The sequence below is a fragment of the Nocardia huaxiensis genome, assembly GCF_013744875.1.
GTDB lineage: Bacteria > Actinomycetota > Actinomycetes > Mycobacteriales > Mycobacteriaceae > Nocardia > Nocardia huaxiensis.
The window spans coordinates 4,938,618-4,955,867 of the sequence record NZ_CP059399.1 but is presented as its reverse complement, the minus strand read 5'-3'; the positions used below and the strand labels follow the sequence as shown (position 1 = coordinate 4,955,867).

At 65.8% G+C, this 17,250-nt stretch carries 18 protein-coding genes; 11 read left to right on the top strand and 7 right to left on the bottom strand.

Annotation, left to right across the window (positions count from 1 at the left end):
* Window positions 1-30: 30 nt before the first annotated feature.
* Window positions 31-663 (bottom strand): TetR/AcrR family transcriptional regulator, encoded by a 633-nt coding sequence (locus H0264_RS22345; RefSeq protein WP_181579338.1) that lies wholly within the window; start codon window positions 661-663, stop codon window positions 31-33.
* 156 nt (window positions 664-819) lie between these two features.
* Here H0264_RS22345 and H0264_RS22340 point away from each other — a divergent pair, with 156 nt between their 5' ends.
* The 6 genes from H0264_RS22340 (at window position 820) to H0264_RS22320 (ending at window position 5,593) form a co-directional block, all read left to right on the top strand.
* Window positions 820-1,392: an SRPBCC family protein gene (locus tag H0264_RS22340; protein ID WP_181579337.1), complete on the top strand. Its 573-nt coding sequence runs from the start codon at window positions 820-822 to the stop codon at window positions 1,390-1,392.
* A 138-nt stretch (window positions 1,393-1,530) separates the two neighbouring features.
* Entirely contained in the window at window positions 1,531-1,665 is a 135-nt protein-coding gene (locus H0264_RS39060) for a hypothetical protein (protein WP_276514505.1), read from the top strand.
* A 130-nt stretch (window positions 1,666-1,795) separates the two neighbouring features.
* Complete coding sequence (locus H0264_RS22335; protein ID WP_181579336.1) at window positions 1,796-2,308, top strand: hypothetical protein; 513 nt, start codon at window positions 1,796-1,798, stop codon at window positions 2,306-2,308.
* Window positions 2,309-2,391: 83 nt separating this feature from the next.
* Entirely contained in the window at window positions 2,392-3,111 is a 720-nt protein-coding gene (locus tag H0264_RS22330) for a TetR/AcrR family transcriptional regulator (RefSeq protein WP_181579335.1), read from the top strand.
* Window positions 3,112-3,345: 234 nt separating this feature from the next.
* Window positions 3,346-4,365 carry a dipeptidase gene (locus tag H0264_RS22325; RefSeq protein WP_181579334.1) on the top strand — a complete coding sequence of 340 codons (1,020 nt, stop codon included), beginning with the start codon at window positions 3,346-3,348 and terminating at the stop codon, window positions 4,363-4,365.
* A 76-nt stretch (window positions 4,366-4,441) separates the two neighbouring features.
* Window positions 4,442-5,593 carry an epoxide hydrolase family protein gene (locus H0264_RS22320; protein ID WP_181579333.1) on the top strand — a complete coding sequence of 384 codons (1,152 nt, stop codon included), beginning with the start codon at window positions 4,442-4,444 and terminating at the stop codon, window positions 5,591-5,593.
* A gap of 139 nt (window positions 5,594-5,732) precedes the next feature.
* Here the strand turns inward: H0264_RS22320 and H0264_RS22315 are convergent, their stop codons facing one another.
* Window positions 5,733-6,875: a DUF3500 domain-containing protein gene (locus tag H0264_RS22315; RefSeq protein ID WP_181579332.1), complete on the bottom strand. Its 1,143-nt coding sequence runs from the start codon at window positions 6,873-6,875 to the stop codon at window positions 5,733-5,735.
* Entirely contained in the window at window positions 6,862-7,941 is a 1,080-nt protein-coding gene (locus H0264_RS22310) for a zinc-dependent alcohol dehydrogenase (RefSeq protein WP_181579331.1), read from the bottom strand. The genes H0264_RS22315 and H0264_RS22310 overlap by 14 nt, the downstream gene beginning before the upstream one ends.
* 256 nt (window positions 7,942-8,197) lie before the next feature.
* Between H0264_RS22310 and H0264_RS22305 the strand changes: the two genes are divergently transcribed.
* The 3 genes from H0264_RS22305 to H0264_RS22295 are packed head-to-tail and all read left to right on the top strand — an operon-like array spanning window position 8,198 to window position 10,891.
* The gene (locus H0264_RS22305) at window positions 8,198-8,983 is read left to right on the top strand and encodes an SDR family oxidoreductase (RefSeq protein WP_181579330.1); all 786 of its coding nucleotides are present in this window, start codon (window positions 8,198-8,200) and stop codon (window positions 8,981-8,983) included.
* A gap of 36 nt (window positions 8,984-9,019) precedes the next feature.
* A complete protein-coding gene (locus tag H0264_RS22300; RefSeq protein WP_181579329.1) occupies window positions 9,020-9,952 on the top strand; it encodes a dihydrodipicolinate synthase family protein in 933 nt (310 codons plus the stop codon).
* Between the two features lie 33 nt (window positions 9,953-9,985).
* The gene (locus H0264_RS22295) at window positions 9,986-10,891 is read left to right on the top strand and encodes a LysR family transcriptional regulator (RefSeq protein WP_181579328.1); all 906 of its coding nucleotides are present in this window, start codon (window positions 9,986-9,988) and stop codon (window positions 10,889-10,891) included.
* Window positions 10,892-11,101: 210 nt separating this feature from the next.
* On the opposite strand, the gene H0264_RS22290 is transcribed toward H0264_RS22295, so the two are convergent.
* From H0264_RS22290 to H0264_RS22280, 3 genes are read right to left on the bottom strand one after another with little or no spacing between them, the layout of a single operon-like run.
* The gene (locus H0264_RS22290) at window positions 11,102-12,658 is read right to left on the bottom strand and encodes an FAD-dependent oxidoreductase (RefSeq protein ID WP_181579327.1); all 1,557 of its coding nucleotides are present in this window, start codon (window positions 12,656-12,658) and stop codon (window positions 11,102-11,104) included.
* Complete coding sequence (locus tag H0264_RS22285) at window positions 12,655-13,557, bottom strand: alpha/beta fold hydrolase (protein ID WP_181579326.1); 903 nt, start codon at window positions 13,555-13,557, stop codon at window positions 12,655-12,657. Before H0264_RS22285 ends, H0264_RS22290 begins: the two co-directional genes overlap by 4 nt.
* Window positions 13,557-14,432, bottom strand: a complete 876-nt coding sequence (locus H0264_RS22280) for an alpha/beta fold hydrolase (protein ID WP_244975915.1) — start codon at window positions 14,430-14,432, stop codon at window positions 13,557-13,559. The genes H0264_RS22285 and H0264_RS22280 overlap by 1 nt, the downstream gene beginning before the upstream one ends.
* Window positions 14,433-14,503: 71 nt before the next feature.
* Between H0264_RS22280 and H0264_RS22275 the strand changes: the two genes are divergently transcribed.
* Together H0264_RS22275 and H0264_RS22270 are read left to right on the top strand one after the other, a co-directional pair.
* Complete coding sequence (locus H0264_RS22275; RefSeq protein WP_181579325.1) at window positions 14,504-15,202, top strand: TetR/AcrR family transcriptional regulator; 699 nt, start codon at window positions 14,504-14,506, stop codon at window positions 15,200-15,202.
* 96 nt (window positions 15,203-15,298) lie between these two features.
* A complete protein-coding gene (locus tag H0264_RS22270) occupies window positions 15,299-15,730 on the top strand; it encodes a type II toxin-antitoxin system Rv0910 family toxin (protein ID WP_181579324.1) in 432 nt (143 codons plus the stop codon).
* A gap of 55 nt (window positions 15,731-15,785) precedes the next feature.
* Here the strand turns inward: H0264_RS22270 and H0264_RS22265 are convergent, their stop codons facing one another.
* Window positions 15,786-17,201: an amidohydrolase family protein gene (locus H0264_RS22265; protein WP_231085645.1), complete on the bottom strand. Its 1,416-nt coding sequence runs from the start codon at window positions 17,199-17,201 to the stop codon at window positions 15,786-15,788.
* Window positions 17,202-17,250 lie beyond the last annotated feature (49 nt).

The window sequence follows — 17,250 nt, the reverse complement described above, 5'->3', positions numbered from 1 at the left end:
TCGCGGCCATGGCCTTGATGATGCGCGCGATCAGCGGCCGGGTGTGAGGTAGTAGTCCGCCAGCACGGAGCCGAAATGTGTTGTTTGAGCGATGATTCCGGCGGCATCGATTTCGACGGCGCCGACGCGCCACGCGGTGGTCAGCTCGACGAAACCGCCGACGGCCATGAGGACGGATCCGCGGAACTGCTCGAGATTGCGGTCCTCGCGCAGATGCGGTTCCATGCCCGCGGCGAGCACCTCCGTCGCGCCGAGGATCAGCTGGTGACGACGGCGTTCGAGAATCGCGCAGCCGGCGTGGTCACCGAAGAGCACCGGTGCGCGCCGCGGGTCGTCGGCGACGTTCACGACCATCTGCTCGATCGCCTGCTGCAGCACCGCCAGTGGCGGCTCGGCCGCCAGGTTCGCCAGGATCGCGGCCAGGGCGGTGGTGGTTTCCTCACGCACCTGATCCCATGCCGCGGCCAACAGCGCATCCCGATCGGTGAAACTCTCGCGAAAATAGCGGTCGTTCAGGCCCGCCCGCGCACAGACGCTGCGCAAACTGACTGCGCCCCACCCTGCTTCGGACCAGACGTCGATCGCGGCATCGATCAACCGCGCGCGGCGGGCCGAGCGCCGCGCCTGGGCACTGGACCCGCCCCAGGTCTGAGAAGCAGCCATCTGCCCATCTTGACAAAACCACGCCCCGGAAGCGTCAATTGGTGACGGAACGTCACCAATTGATGTTCCGGGCACTGCGCGGCGACGACAACGTCGACACACACCCGATTGTGCTCGAAAGCCGTTCAGGCTGTACCCGATACAACGGAGTGCCCGATGAACTGGTCCACCACCGCATCCCGCCGCGTACCCCTACCGAGCGCCGCCGCGTGGGCCGTGATCTCCGATCTGTCCCGCACCCACGAATGGCTGCCGTGCCACGGCGAATGGCGAACTCCCCCGGCCCGCCCCCGACGCGGACTGCCCCTCACCGAGCAGGTCCTCATCTTCGGCGCCGACCACCTCATCCGCTGGACCATCACCGAATGGACACCACCGTCGGCCTTCCAATTCAGTTCCGCGGTACCGGAATTGCTGACATTCTCCTACGGAGCACACATCCAGCCGATCGACGCCACATCGAGCGACATCGCCCTGCGCGTGGTCCTCAACGGACCGATACTCCGGCAATTCAGAACCAACCAACTCCGTTCCGCCACCCGAGCGAACATGGACAGGGCCGTCACCAAGCTCGAAGAACTGCTCAGCAACACCGCCGGGCACCCTCATCGGCGCTGGCGGAGTGCCGAAAGTCCTCGGCGATCGTCGACCGACTACCACGGTCGCCCCGAACTGGCCGATCAGCACACCACTCGACTACAGCGACCCGTGGGTCCCGCCCGGTCGTGACGCCAACTTTGATGGTTGCCAAATATTCGCTAGGTATGAGACGCTTGCAATCGTTGTTCCCTTTGCGATCAGTGATCACACTTGGCCGACGGACCTCGGCCCGCGCCGGACAGAAGGGGGAAGTCATGAAACGGCTCTTTGCCACCGCCGCAACCCTGTAACACCCCCGTCGAAGGCGCGGCCTGCGGCAACGACGGCGGCGGCCGCTGGGTGCACCTCGACGGCTCCAACGCCGAGCACTACGGCACCGAATGGCTCTGCTCCTACAACTGACGACACCATCGCGCCCTGATCCGCGAATCAGGTTCAGGGCTCGATGTTTTCGACATCAGCGGCATGTTGTCGCCCCGGCAGGATCGTAGTTTTCCAGGATCATCACCTTCGACCTTCGAGAGGTTGCGAGATGTTCGACAGAAGCTGCTTTCGCATGACAGGTCTGGCAATGGCGAGCGCGATACCGGCCCTACTGGCATCCACGCTCCTCCCGATCTCCGCCCACGCGGACCTACCGGACCAAATCTGGGGCCCAACCAACCTCACCGGCTACCTGAACGCGATAGGCGTCTCCGGCAGCGCACGCTGTAACGGTGGTGGCACCGCCGCCGTCGAATTCAATGCCAGTTTCGCCCTCCTGCTCGGCGCCAATGCCGTCCCCGGCAGTAGCCAAAGCGCGGCCGTCGGCCCTGTCACACCTCCGCTGCCACTGCACATGCCGCCTCCTCCCGTCGTGCCCTGCGATGGCAAGCTGCAGTACTTCGCAACCACGGGAACCCTGACCCCGGGCATCAACCTTCCGGTGGCTCTACCCGGCCAGGGCAGCGGTGAAATGACTCTGGTCCGGGACGGACAGGTCTTGGCGAGCACCGGAGTTCAACCGATTACCCTCCTGCTGGGAGGCAACGGCAGCGCTCTCTGAGATCTCCCACGCGGCCATCTCGATCACTACGTAAGCACTGATCACAAAGTGCTAGGTTGGTGGCCTACGACGGGAGGCAGCCGGTGGTCGGGAAGGCAACGGGTGGAGCGACCAGACGCGCGGAGCGTCGCGCGGAAACCATCGCCGAGATCAAATCCTTGGCCCGTGAACAACTCGCCGAAAACGGCACCGGCGGCCTCACGCTGCGCGGAATCGCGCGGTCGATGCGCATGTCCCCCGCAGCGATCTTCCGCTACTTCGACACCCAGTCCGCACTCGTCACCGCGCTGTGCGTGGACGCCTACAACTCCCTGGCCGATGCGATCGCCGACGCGTCGCAGACCCCCGGCCTGCTTCCGCCGGATCAATGGCGGGCCATCTGTCACGCGACCCGGCGGTGGGCCCTGGACCACCCCGCCGACTACGCCCTGACCAATGGCACCCCGATCCCGGGTTATCAAGCGCAACCGGAAGATACGGGCCCCGCCGCCGGGCGCATCATGGCCTCGGTCGCCTCCGCCTATCTCGCGGCCATCGCCGGCGGTGACGCCGATCCCGCCGCGACGGCTGTCCCAGCACTCGCCGCCGGGCCCCTGCTCACGGCCATGCTCGACGGCACCGAACTGCCCGACAGCCCGGTGCCCGGCATCATTCTCAACGCCTGGTCCTCGATCCTCGGATTCATTTCCGCCGAGATCTTCGGAAGCCTGCGAAACCTGGTGTCCGACACCGATGTTCTGTTCGACGCCCACGTCACGACGGTAATGAACGGCATGGGCTTCCGCGACGCCACCGCGGGCTGACTCCCCGCGCGCCGGGCCAACACCTCGGGGCATACAGATGTAACCAATAGTTACATCTATCCACGGCGGGAGTTCCTCGCTATACCCCTGCCGGGCAAGCATGACGATCATCCACGGCACCGCGATTTCAGCGAGCGCCAACCGAAATCACTTGGGCCGGAACCCGACCGGGCTCACCCCCGGCGGCGAATCAGCTCCCCGCCCCGAAAGCCACCATCACCATTGAGGAGTGCCATGCCGATATCGGACGAAGCACGGCAGGTTCACGACGCGGCCATCGTGGTCGACCTGCACGCCGACACACCCAAACTCATCTCACGAGGCTACGACTTCACGAGACGACACCAGCCGCCCTGGCCGCTCAATCGCTTTGCCGGACACGTGGATCTGCCGCGTATGCGCGCAGGCGGCCTCACCGCACAGTGGTTCGGGATGTGGACGGCCCCATACCCGCGCAAGACGGCGGCAGCCGACGTGCACCGGCAAATCGACGCGGTCACGGCATTGGCCCGCACGCATCCACACGAATTCCGTCTCGCCGTCACCGCCGCCGCCATCCGTGATGCGCACGCCGCCGGTATCAGCGTGGGACTGCTCGGAATCGAGGGAGGGCAAGCCCTGCAAGGCGATCTCGACAACCTCGTCGCCTTCGCACGCCGAGGGGTGCGATATCTGGGCCTGAGCCATTTCAGCCGCACCGAAATCAGCTATCCCGCAATGGGAATCGGCCGCAACCCCAACCGCGGCCTCACCCCCTTCGGGTGTGAGGTGGTCGAAGCCTGCGAAGAACTCGGCGTTCTGGTCGACCTCGCCCACGTCAACAGGCGCGGATTCTTCGACGCGCTCGCCCGTGCACGCGGTCCCGTCATCGTCTCGCACACCGGGGTAGCCGGAGTGAGGCCATCCTGGCGCAACCTCGACGACGAACAGATCCGGGCCGTGGCAGCCACCGGCGGAGTGGTCGGGATCATCTTTTCACCGGCCTATCTCGGAGGCGAACTCGACGCCGTCGTCGAGCACCTGGTCCACGCCATCAATGTCGGCGGCCGGGAATGTGTGGCCCTGGGCTCGGATTGGGACGGATTCATCCGACCAGCGCGCGGATTGGAAAGCCCCGCACAACTGCCTCACCTCACCGACGCGCTGCTGCGCCGCGGCCTCGAACCGGAGACCGTTCAGCTCCTGCTGGGCGGCAATGTGCTGCGGGTCCTCGACACCCTCGAGGCCCGTCACAGCCCGATCGAGCACACCTGAGGCCGTGGTGACGACACACCCACCCAGGGCAGAAAATAGGGCGGAGACTGACCTAGATTGCCCATAGATTGCGTGCATGAACGCTGACATCATTCCCTTCCGGATCCAGATCCCGCAGGCCGAGCTCGATGATCTGCGTGAACGACTCGCCCGCACCCGCTCGCCGTACCCGGTGCCCGGTGCGGATTCGCAGTGGGACCACGGCATCACGCCGGGCTACCTGCGCGAGCTGGCCTCCTATTGGGCCGACGGATTCGATTGGCGCGCACACGAAGCCGCGCTCAACACGCTGCCGCACTTCGTGACCGAGATCGACGGGCAAACCATCCACTTCCTGCATCTGCGCTCACCCGAACCCGACGCCACCCCGCTGCTGCTCAACCACAGCTACCCGACCTCATTCGTGGAGTTCGTCGCCGCCAGCGGGCCACTGACCGACCCGCGTGCGCACGGCGGCGACCCGGCGGACGCCTTCCACCTGGTGATTCCGTCGCTGCCCGGGTTCGTGTTCTCGAGTCCGCTCTCGGCGCGCGGCTGGAACCTCGACCGGACCGCGCTGGCCTTCGGCGAATTGATGACCCGGCTGGGATATGACCGGTTCGGTGTCGAGGGCGGTGATATCGGCGCGGGTGTCACCGGCCGGATGGCGGCGCTGCTGCCCGAGCGGGTGATCGGCGCGCACACCCACGGCGACCGGCTCCAGCTCGGCATGGTCGGCGAAGACCTCCCGACGCCCGAGGGCCTCGACGCCGACGAACGCAAGCAACTCGAAGCGGCACAACACAGTTGGGCGCAGATGAAGGGCTATCGGGTGCTGCACTCGACCCAACCCAACGCCCTGTCGGCGGGTCTGGCCGATTCCCCGATCCTGCAACTGGCCTGGATCGCAGAGAAATTCGTGGAGTGGGCCAATCCCGCGACCCCGATCAGCCGCGAGAACATTCTGATCACCGCGAGCCTGTACTGGTTCACCCGCACCGGCCCCGCGGCAGCCGACTTCTACTGGGAGATGGCCCACGCCGAGCACACCGGCTGGGGCGGGACCTCCCCGGTCCCTCAGGGCCAATCCTTGTTCTACAGCGACGCTTTCGTGCGCAAGGTCCTCGGCGCCGGCGACAGTGTCGCCTTCTTCCGCGACCACACCGAGGGCGGCCACTTCCCCGCCTTCGAAGTCCCCGACCTGTTCGTCGACGACATTCGGGCCTTCTTCGGGCAACTGCGTCGATGACCTGCATTCCCACGTTCGCCAGCCACAGGAATCGGCCATATCCGGCCCCGGTCCAATTGTCAGGCGGTTCGGGCCCGTCCCGCCTGAACCTTCGAGACGGTCGGCGGTGGTATGTGCAGCGCGTCGATCAGCAGTTCGGCTAATGCACGGAGCGCCGTCGATGCGCCGCTAGCGCATCGAACCCGAAGTCTGCCAAGGGATCTCGCCACACCGAGTGCGCATGGTTGGCGTTGCGCTGGGTGTTGTCGTATTCGAGGAGCAGCCTCGGGCCCTGTACGCGGTAGTAGTGCGGGTCGCCGCGCTCGAGGCTGCCGGCCCATGCGAAGTGGACCGTGTCGAGGATCGCGTCGTAGGCATAGTGGTCGGTTTCCCGGTCGGCGAGCGGTTGCGGTGCTCGTCCCGTATACAAGCCGATCAAGTCGCGTAACCAGCCGCGCTGCTCGGTGTCGAGGGCCTGGGCGCAGAGTCCCTTGGGAATGGTGGAGTAGGCGAGGCGAGCGTGATCGGCTTCGCCGTAGCCGCTGGCCTGCTCGGCCCGGCGGTCGATCTGGTCGACCAGGTCGGTCAATGCGGGATCAGCGAACTGCCCGCGCCAGAGGTCCTGCATGTGCATCATGGCGTCGCCGTCAGCGAGGCACGGCCGGTTGCCCGACACGATGTCCGAGATGGCCGAAGGGTGGAGCAATGCCCGGCCCAGCTGGTCGGAGTCGAGGGATCGCACCAGCCGGCGCGCCACCTCCTCGAGGCCGGCGAGCGGCCGCAGCGAAGTGCCCAGCAGGGTCGTCGTCGCGGGATCGGCGCCGATGAAGCAGGGCGTGGTGGCGACGAGCCTGCCCTCGACGATGAGGTTGTTCAGCGACACATGATGCCCGCCGAGCCGCCAGGCCCAGACGGTATCGCTGGGGTGACCGAATACTCGGAGCCAGTACAACTCTGGGTCGCGCCCGCGTTGACGCCCCCACGTGACGTGCCACCCCTCCACCCTGTCGAGGATGTGTTCCAAGCCCATGACGGTGGCGACGGTGGCGTAGCCGCCTTCCGACAGGCCGGTCGCCACCAATTGCATGGCGAGACTCTGTTGGCGTGGGATTTGCTCGCGCAATGCCAGACCGCCGTGGTCGGTGGGCGTGTAGAACCAGCGCAGCCGTTCGCGATCGGATTCGGCGACCAGGGGCGAGGCGTACTGGGCAGCCGACCTCTGGTCGACCGTCAGCGAGTTCAGCCACGACTCAGCCGCTTTCCCCATCGCCGCCGCGACGGCGGCTTCGTCAGTCGGTGACATCGAGCATCACCTTGATGGCATTGTCGGCACGCCGCGTGTAGGCGTCGAAAGCCGCCGCGATATCGGTCAGCGGGAAACGGTGAGTAACAAGGGAATCGGTGTTCAGGCGTCCCGAGCCCGCCAACGACACCGCACGCGCGACCGAACCCGCGCCCTCCCCACGCACCGTCGCGAGGGTGATGCCGTTCATGACCGCGTGATTGAGATCAGCGGTCACCGGCTGACCGAAGAAGCCGACCAGCACCACCTTCCCGCCGCGCGTGGCCATGTGCAGGGCCGTATCGACCGCCGGCCCGGCTCCCGAGCACTCGAGAACGATGTCGGCCCCGCGACCCCCGGTGGCCGCGCGCACCGCCGCGACCGGATCACATTCACGAGAGTTCACCACCTGGTCGGCACCGTATTGTTTGCCCAGCGCCAGCCGGCCTTCGCGAGTGCCGATGAGCGAAACACGGGCAGCCCCGAGTTCCCGGGCGACCTGCACCGCCAGCAACCCGATCGGGCCGGGACCGATCACCGCGATATTGGTTCCGACGGCGAGGACACCCAGCCGTTGGAAGGCGTGCATAACGGTCCCCGCGGTGGTGAGAACGACCGCGCTGTCGAAGTCGACGGTCTCGGGCAGCAAGGTCAGCGTGGAGACGTGGTTGGATACGTACTCCGCGAAGCCACCCTGGACCGTCATCCCTTGTACGCGATGGCCTTTCGCAGCGACTCCGTAGTTGAGGCAGTTGGTATAGCCGCCGGACAGACAGTTCGCGCACCGCATGCAGCCCCGGTGCGCCTCGGTCACGACACGGTCCCCCACCACGAACTCGTCGACACTGGAGCCGACGGCGGCAACGACACCGCTGTACTCGTGGCCGGGGATGAACGTACCCGGCTCCGGGCCGACGCCACCGAAGAACTTGCGGCTCAGAATCTTCACGTCCGTTCCGCACAACGAGGCTCGATGAACCCGTACGAGTACGTCATCGGGGCCGATCTCGGGCACCGGCTTTCTCACCGTCTCGATCACTCCGGGCTCCCCCAGCACCGCCGCCACCATTGTTTCCGGAACATTCATCCGCGCACAGCCCTTTCGAATACAAGGAGACAATTCCTCCCGACTGTATTCATGAAATCGACTCCACCCAAACATGATTCGGGCAACGACTCATGCCACACCCATTAACTCACCGCAACCTACCTGCACGTATAACCGATCCCTATACGCCCCAATGGAAATTGATATGACCGGCAAAGCTTCGTGCGTGTTAGCGTCGCACTCAATTACGATGCAATTTTTGCGCACGAACCGAAATATCGGTAAGGGAGAATCGATGGATCTTGGTATTTCTGGTCGCATTGCCTTGGTGCTGGGCGGTGGCGGCGGGCTGGGCGGCGCCATCGCGGAAACCCTTGCGGCAGAGGGAGCGGCGGTCGCGGTGGCGGACATCGACAAGCGGGCCGCCGAGACAAGGGCCGAGGCGATAGTCGATCGAGGCGGCCGCGCCGAGGCTTTCGAATGGAACATCGCCGATCTGCACCTCATCGATGACAGAGTCGCCGCCATCGAGCGCAGTCTCGGCCCGGTGGACATCCTGATCAACAACACCGGCGGTCCCGCGCCTTCGCCGGTCACCCACCAGCCGACCGGCACCTGGGCCGAACAGTTCCTGTCGATGGTGCTGTCGGTCATCGCCATCACCGACGCCGTGCTTCCGGGCATGCGAGCCCGCGGCTGGGGCCGAGTGATCACGAGCACCAGCTCGGGCGTCATCGCGCCGATCCCCAATCTCGGTCTGTCGAACACGCTGCGCAGCAGCCTGCTGGGCTGGTCCAAGACCCTGGCCCGGGAGGTAGCCGCGGACGGCATCACCGCGAACGTGGTCATCCCCGGCCGAATCGGCACCGCGCGAACCGAATACCTCGACCGGGCCAAGGCCGAACGCGACGGGATCGACATCGACCAGGTGCGCGCCGCGAGCACGGCGGCGATCCCGGTGGGCCGCTACGGGGAGCCGTCCGAGTATGCCGCCGCGATCGCGTTCCTGGCCGGCGTGCCCGCCGCCTACATCACCGGCACGGTGGTGCGGGTCGACGGCGGCCTCATCGCCAGTGTTTGAACCGAAAACCCAGGTGCTAGAAGGAGTTACCGACCCGTGACGCTCATAACCCGCGAGACCGCCGGCGTGTTCGCCATCGCACCGACCCCCTTCGACGAGGACGGCGCCGTCGACTTCGATTCCCTCAGCCGCCTGGTGGACTTCTATGAATCGGTCGGCGTCGCCGGACTGACATTGCTGGGTCAGCTCGGGGAAGCGCCGAAACTGGCGCACCAGGAGTCGACTCGCATCGTTCGCCATGTGCTGGAACGAACCTCGCTGCCCATCGTCGTCGGCGTCTCGGCCAGTGGCTACGCGGCAATGGCCGCACTGACCACCGAAGTCATGGACGCCGGAGCGGCGGGAGTCATGATCGCGCCGCCGAATACCCTGCGCACCGACGACCAGATCGTGCAGTACTACGAGGGCGCCGTCCACATGATCGGCGATGCGGTCCCGTTCGTCATCCAGGACTACCCGCTGTCCTTCTCGGTGGTGATGACCCCGTCGGTCATCGCGAGAATCGCTGTCGCGGTGCCGAACTGCGTGATGCTCAAGCACGAGGACTGGCCGGGCCTGGAGAAGATCAGCACCCTGCGCCGGCTCGAAGGCGACGGCCTGCTGCCACGGTTGTCGATCTTGTGTGGCAACGGTGGACTCTTCCTGGATTTCGAGATCGAACGCGGGGCCGACGGCGCCATGACCGGCTACTGCTTCCCGGAACTGCTCGTCGACATCGTCGAAGCCACGGCCGCGAATCGCGACTCCGCGCACGACCTGTTCGACGCGCATCTGCCGCTGCTACGCTACGAGCAACAGCCGGTGATCGGCTTGGCGGTGCGGAAATACATCATGAAACGCCGTGGCCTGCTTGCCAGCGATGCCCAGCGCAGCCCCCGGCCCGTCCTGACCGACACCACTCGCGCGGAGATCGACTACCTGCTCGCGCGGCTGTCCCGCCACGACCCCCGGGTCGAACTCGTCAAGTGAACCAACCACCTCGGCCGTGAGGAATCTGCGACGGTGCAGCTGCGTCAGCTCGAATATCTGGTCACGATCTGGGATGCCGGATCCTTCAGTGCGGCCGCGGCGCAGCTGTATCTGTCACAACCCTCCTTGTCGCAGCAAATGCGTGCCCTGGAGCGAGAACTCGGCGTCGAGCTACTCGAACGGGGGCGGCACGGGCTTTCCCTCACCCCTGCCGGTCGCGTACTGCTACCGCACGCACGCCAGGTGCTCGACGCGGCGCGCGACGCCGTCGATGCCGTCCGGCAAGTCTCCGAAAACCGGCTCGGCGATGTTCATGTGCTCACGGTCAGGTCGGTGGCCTCGGGGGTGCTGCCGCTCAGCGCCGCCCGCTGGCACACCCTGTACCCCACGATCATGCTGAGGCTGCACGACTTCTCCCATCGGCGCGAGCTCGAAGCCGCGACCCGTGGCGGGCAAGGCGATCTGTCCATCGGCCCTCGACCATCCGAATGGGACGGTCCCGTGGTGTCGCTCGGCTACGAGGAAATGGTGCTGGTGGGTCCCGGCGATTACCGTCAGCACTCCCCCGTGGACCCACGCGAGATGGCAACGGCCGACTGGGTGCTCTACGAGGCGGAACAAGGTATGAGCGAGATCGTCGATTGGCTCTCCGCCGTAATGGATTTCACCCCTCGCGCGGTCGCTCGCACCGGACAGGTCGCGGCGGCGCTGTCGTTCGCGGTCGAAGGCACAGGGGTCGCGGTGACGCCGGCCAACGCCGTGCCGGGTGGATGGGCTCATCACACCCGACGGATCGGCCCCGGCGTCTTCCGGGAGATTGTCGCCTACAGCCGTCGCGAACCTACGGACCTGGTCACGCGGTACCGAGACCTGCTGGGGTCGATCGAACTTCCCTTGACCGCCGGCGACGAACTGCCGGCGGGTTCGCTCCGTTGCTGAGCTCCGGCGAACTACTCCTCGGCCGGACGACCGAGGATCGTAAGCAATTGGTGTGCAAAGGAATCCAGCAACTCCGTGTGACGGCGGATCACGTTGCCAGACACGCAGCGCCGCCAATGCCGCTGCCCACCGCAGGCCGACAGCGATCGAGGAGTTCGGATCCTCTCCCGCTCCGGTGACGATCTGGGCGGCGGACGTTGCGGGAGTTGGTCATACGAGAGTGGTGGGCTTGCTCGCCGGGAGCATGCCTGCGGCAATCGCGTCGATCGCATCGACTCGATTCTCGGTCGCGACGGCGGCGAGATATCCGTCCGGGCGGATCAACAGCAGTGTGGGAGAACTGAGACCGAAGGCCTTGGCGAACCCACCACCCATGTCGTCGAGCACGATATCGCGCTCGGTGGCGGCTCGAGCATCCACGAACAGACGCAGCAGGGGCGCGCCGGTGGCCGGCCAGGATATGGCGGCCAGGTCGGCACCGGCTTCGGAGCCATAGGCGATCGCCGTGAAATGCGATCCCGCAGTATGTTCGAACAGTCGCCGCCGGTGTCCGGCCTGGTCGGTGAGAACGGCGTCCGGTACTCGATCGCCTACCCGCAGTGTGCGTGTCCGTCCGGCCGCGTTCGCGGCCAGCGGACCGCCGCGATAGTTCACACCGAGCTGACGCTCGTCGTCTCCGCGTTTGATGCTGGAGGGATCCAGTCGCGACAAGCCCTCGTACTTCTTCGTCGACAACCCCAGGACGCGCGCCGCGATCGGACGACGTTCGGCCTCGTAGGTGTCCAGCAGCGTGTCGGGGGCGCCCGCGAGCACCTGCGCGAGTTTCCACCCGAGGTTGTAGGCGTCCTGGATACCGGTGTTGAGTCCTTGTGCACCGGCGGGGGTGTGGACGTGCGCGGCGTCCCCCGCGAGGAACACCCGCCCCGCGCGATAGCGGTCGGCGAGGCGAATATTGGGGCGGAACACCGACTTCCAGGAAACCTGGGTCAGGCTTATGCGTTTGTCACCGGTGTGCGCGCGAATACGGGCATTGAGGTCGTCGAGTTCGAGCGACGGTTCCTCGTCGGGATCCAGTCGGATCATCCATTGGAACTGATCGGAATTCGGCAGGGGGCAGGCTCCGACGAACCGGCCGCCCAGCCGCGGCCAGACATGCCAGCGATTGCGCGACAAGCCCTCGACCGTCGCGTCGGCGATGATCATTCGATCGGATTCGTCTGTCTTGCCCTCGAATCCGACTTCCGCCGCCTTGCGCACCGCGCTCGACCCGCCGTCGGCGCCGACCAGATAGCGGCATTCGATCCGGCGCACGCCATCGGGAGTGGATACCGTCGCGGTGACCTTCTCCGGGGTCTGCTCGAAACTTGTGAGTGCGCAGTCGAATTCGACCACTCCTCCGAGCTCCTGAAGTCGTGCGCGCAACGCGCCGTCGGTGCGGTGCTGGGGTATCAGCCACGTATTGGGATAGGGCACATCGGAGGTGGCTCGACGGCGCGGATTCATCGCCCACGGGATTGTCAGTGGGCCGGCGTGGATCCCCAGCGGCGGGTAGGTCGCGCCCCCGGCGAGGACGTCCGGCAGCGCCCCGAGATCCTCGAGCACCTCCAAGGTCCGGGGCTGGACGCCTTTGGCTCGGGAACCATCGAATCCCGTTGCGCCCTTGTCGATTATCCGCACCGCCAGTCCGCGTCGTACCAGATCGACGGCGAGGGCCGTGCCGGTCGGGCCTGCTCCGACGACCAGCACGTCGATCGATTCGGCGCTCACTGGACTACCTTTCGTTCGGTCTTTTCCACAAACGAGGCGAAGTGCTGAGCGACGAGCTCGGGCTGCTCGTAGCTGGCCATGTGTCCGCAGTGGGTGATGACGTGCGCCAAGTCGGGCGCGAGCAAGGTGCAGACCTCGTCGAAATCCTTTATCGGAGTGACCCGGTCCTCGTCGCCCCACACCAGCATCGTGGGGACAGGCGAATGGCTCGTCCGGCGGTACAGGTCGCGGCGCGCGGTGAGCGGGAAGTCGGCGATCGTGGCGAAGAACGAGTAGAGCGATCCCTCGTACCGATAGCACTCACTGACCATCGCGGTCAGTTCCCTGCCTTGTTCGGGGTCCAGGACGTTGTGTGACAGGTGGCCCTCGAGCAGGCGGCCACCGAGACGCTTGGCGACCAGGGTCGCCAAGCGCTCCCGGCGCAGTAGTGCCGTGCCCGCCGGGGGCTTCGTCGCCAGACCCGCGGGGCCGACCAAGGTCAGGCTGCCGATGCGGTGCTGGTGCTGCTCGGCGTGCGCCATGGCGACCAAGGCACCCATCGAGGTGCCCAGCAGGTGATGTGGTTCGTCGCGCAGTCCGAGCCCCTCGATCAGATCGGTGAGCTGGCGCAGGAACAAGGCTTCGTCGTAGGTCGCTTCCACCCGGTCGGAGTAGCCGCGGCCGTAGCCGCTGTAGGACAGGGTGCGGAAGCCACGTGCGTGCAGCTGGGCCGCGAACCGATCCCAGTAGAACAGCGGAATGGTCAGCCCGCCGACCAGGACGACCAGCTCACCGCCCGGAGGTCCGGTCAACTCGTAGTGCGTGATGCCGTCTCGGCACTGCAGGAATTCGCCGCGCAGTGCGGCGCGAGCGCTTGTGTCGAGCGTGCGGTCTTCTCGGGCCGCGACGAAATATCTCACTACTGCTCCTGATCCTCGAATATGAAGCGGCGCACAACATCTGCCACCCACTGCGGGTCTTCCTCGGGCAGCAGATGACCGCCGTCGGCGTGCAGCAGTTCGCGGCTGCCCGGGATGTCCCGGGCGAAATACTGGCCGTCGATCGATGCGCTGCGTAATACGAGCGTCGGAACCGCGATCTTGGGCAATTCGCCGGTGCGGTCGAGCTGATCGATATTGGCGAAGTCGATGAAGGCCTGCTGGTTGCCCGGCCGCTTCATCATCGCGTGGACCCGGTCTACCATCGCGTCGTCGACGACGGCCTGATTCGCACCGACGAGCGAACGCAGGTTCCGTTCGGTGGCAGAGCGGGAAGCCAGGCGCCGCAACACGACTCGGCCCACCATCGAACGCGCCAAGCGGAATGCCAGCGGTAGCGACTTGCCGGGATACCCCGTCGCATTGATCAGAACCAGACGATCGACCTTGTCCGGATAGTCGAGCGCGAGGTTCCACCCGATGTTTCCCCCGAGCGAGTTACCCACCACCGTGACGGCGCCGACACCCAGGGTATCGAGCAGCAACGCAACGGTTTTCGCATAGGTCTGCACCCGGTAGTCCCGATCCGGGCGGGGTCCGGTCAGCCCGAACCCCGGCAGATCCGGCCTGATCACGTCGCAGGCGCCCGAAAGGGCCGAGGTGACGCGATCCCAGCTCTGCAGGGAAGATCCGCTGCCGTGCAGCAGCAGTAGCGGCGGGCCGGTCCCGGTCCGCTGGTAGTGGATCCGTAGTCCATCGACAGTCACGAACCGGGAATCAGGATCACTTCCGCTGTCGAGTTCAGCACCATTCCTCATAATGGCTACATTGTTGCCGTTATAGCTCGGACGCGTCAATAGTTTCGGTTACATTGTTACCGATATACCCTGATCGGGTGCTCAGCCCACCGATCCTGAACACTGATGCCATGAGTACCGCGGAACGTGAGACCGGCAAGCCGGCGACTCGTCGCTCACCCGGCCGGCCCCGAGTGCCCTTCGACCGCATCATCGCCACAGCCCTGGCCATTGCCGATGAAGAGGGTCCCAGCGCATTGACGATGCGGTCCCTGGCGCAGCGGCTCGACACCAGCACCGCCGTGCTCTACCGCGCCGTCACCGACCGCGCCGAGCTCGTCGCCCATGTCGTCGACCGGGTCTTCGGAGAGATCGCCCTCGACGAGTCGATCGCCGATGACGATTGGCAGAGCGCGTGCATCGACGCCGCGGAGGCGATGTTCGACGCGATGAGCCGCCACCGTGGCATCGCGCCGCTGCTGATCGAGCAAATCCCGGTGGGGCCCAATGCCCTCGCCCTGCGCGAGCATTTCCTGTCCGTACTGCTCGGCAACGGCTTCCCACCGGCCGCCGCCGCACGCTCATACGCCATACTCGCGCGATACACCCTCGGCTTCGCCGCGCAGTTGCGCACCGAGGACCCGACCGAAGAGGCCGAGGCCGCATCACTTTCGGCGTTGTATCACCACCTCGACCCGGTGCGATTCCCGGCGACGGTCGCCGTCGCCGATACCCTGCCCTCGCAGACGCTGGCGGAGGAATTCCGCCATGGGCTCCGGCTGCTCGTCGCCGGATTGACACCGCTGCGCGAAGCAGGCTCGACCACCTGACCAACCAGACGGCCCAGCGTTCACACTCTCCAACCCCCGTGATTTCGGCTACACTGTTACCGAAATCAAAACTCCAGGTACGGGTAGGAGAGTCAATTGCGTACCGTCGAAACCAGCGCCACCTTGCACGCGCAACCCGACGAGATCTGGAAGGTCATCGGCAATCCACTGCGATGGGGCGAATGGCTCGTCATCCACAAATCATGGAAGACCGACGTCCCGGAAGCCCTCGAAACGGGCGTCACCGCGACCGCCGCGGCCACCGTGATGAACATGCCGATAACCATCGACTGGACCTTCGATGAGGTCGACCGGTTCCGCTCGATCGCTTTGAGCGGAACCACCCGTGCCGCAGTAACACTCGCGCTCGATATCCGGTTGCGCGCACAGGGTGCGACCACCGGAGTCGATGTGGTCGCCAGGATCAACGGGGGCATGATCGACGGCCCGATGGGCGGAGTGTTCGCGAAGTCCATCGTGGGCGCACTGGACAAGTCACTGGCCAAAATGGGCGCGCTCAGCGCCTGATGGCGATCTCCCGTTGACGGCCGCGCCGTCAACGGGAGACGAATCCGCGATCGGCTCAGTACGATCGACAGCCGGTGAGCAGGATGCCGTCTTTGCCGGCCCGCTCGAGCAGGCCGGCCGCAGACCGGTCGAGATGCGAAAGCACATCATCGATGTCGGCGTGGAGCATCCGCCCGCCCTGCTTGACGATGCGCCCGTCGACCAGAACCGTGTCGACATTGCCGGTGTCCATCAACTGGACGATCGCACCCGCCGCGTGATTCACCGGACTCGCATTGAGCGTGCGCGCGTTCAGGATTGCGATATCGGCCCGCTTACCGGGAGTCAGGGTTCCCACCAGGTGGTCCAGATGAGCGGCCCTGGCGCCACCGACCGTGGCGATACGCAGGATGTCACGCGTCGAGAGCGGAGCGGCGGTTTCGGGCCTTCCGCGCCGGGCAGCGTCCATGGCGGTGTGACGCTGTAGCAGAAAAGCGGCCCGCATCTGCGAGAAGAAGTCGGCCGGCGCCGTACTGACCGTATCGGTTCCGAGGCTTACCGGCACCTGGTGATCAACCGCCGCCTGGAGTGCGGGCACCCCCATCCCGAGCGAAAGTTCCGCGCTGACGGACACCGATACTCGGCCACCGGACCGCCGAATCGCCTTCCACGCAGTATCTTCCAGCCCGAGGCAATGGATGTAGGTGATCCACGGTCCCAGCAGGCCCTCGGCCTCGAACTGTTCGAGCACCCGGCCCCAGCTGACATCATTGACATGGGCGAAGACGGGCAGCTCGAGGTCTTTCGCCAGCTGGAAGAGGTCCTCGTCGACGTGATAGCCGAGTGCCAGCCGGACCAGCCCGGCCGCATCAGAGGGGTCGTAGGCACCGCACAACCGATGGATATCGTCGGGGTGGGCGTAGGTCGGCGCGGGTTCATGATCACCGAACGCCGGCGAGAAGCTGAACATGCAGCGGATTCCGGCTCGACGGATGGCATCGAGCGCGGCATCGGTGTGCTCGGGGGTGTAGGAGCACTGTGAGGTGTCGACAACCGTCGTGGTGCCTGCCGCGAGGCACTCCAGGGCGCCACCGTATTCGCCCCAGTACACATCCTCGGGGGTGTACTGATGGAACAGAGCATCCTCACCCGTTCGGGACTGCAGGAAGTAGTCGAGCTCCAGTGCGTCGGACCAGAACGATCGCAACGCCGTCTGGAACATGTGATGATGCGAGTTGACGAACCCGGGGATGACGATCTTTCCCGCGCAATCGACAACCTTTGCCGCACTGTGCAAGTCACGGCCCACCGCGACAATCTCGCCATTGTCGATCAGCACGTCGGCCTTGTCGAAGTCGCCGATCTCGTCGTCCATCGTGAGGACGATCCCGCCCCGCAGCAGCAGCTGCGCTTCCGATGTCATCGCCGCTTCCCTTCTGCACTCCCCGGCACCAACGGCAGCGCCGCTTCGAAGTCCGCCGGGATCGACCACGAAACCGCGCACAGGAGACCGACGCCACACGGATCAGCCGTATGAATAT

Coding starts and splice junctions, on each gene's coding strand:
- H0264_RS22345 (WP_181579338.1), bottom strand. CDS start 663: ATGGCTGCTTCTCAGACCTGGGGCGGGTCCAGTGCCCAGGCGCGGCGC.
- H0264_RS22340 (WP_181579337.1), top strand. CDS start 820: ATGAACTGGTCCACCACCGCATCCCGCCGCGTACCCCTACCGAGCGCC.
- H0264_RS22335 (WP_181579336.1), top strand. CDS start 1,796: ATGTTCGACAGAAGCTGCTTTCGCATGACAGGTCTGGCAATGGCGAGC.
- H0264_RS22325 (WP_181579334.1), top strand. CDS start 3,346: ATGCCGATATCGGACGAAGCACGGCAGGTTCACGACGCGGCCATCGTG.
- H0264_RS22320 (WP_181579333.1), top strand. CDS start 4,442: ATGAACGCTGACATCATTCCCTTCCGGATCCAGATCCCGCAGGCCGAG.
- H0264_RS22315 (WP_181579332.1), bottom strand. CDS start 6,875: ATGTCACCGACTGACGAAGCCGCCGTCGCGGCGGCGATGGGGAAAGCG.
- H0264_RS22310 (WP_181579331.1), bottom strand. CDS start 7,941: ATGAATGTTCCGGAAACAATGGTGGCGGCGGTGCTGGGGGAGCCCGGA.
- H0264_RS22305 (WP_181579330.1), top strand. CDS start 8,198: ATGGATCTTGGTATTTCTGGTCGCATTGCCTTGGTGCTGGGCGGTGGC.
- H0264_RS22275 (WP_181579325.1), top strand. CDS start 14,504: ATGAGTACCGCGGAACGTGAGACCGGCAAGCCGGCGACTCGTCGCTCA.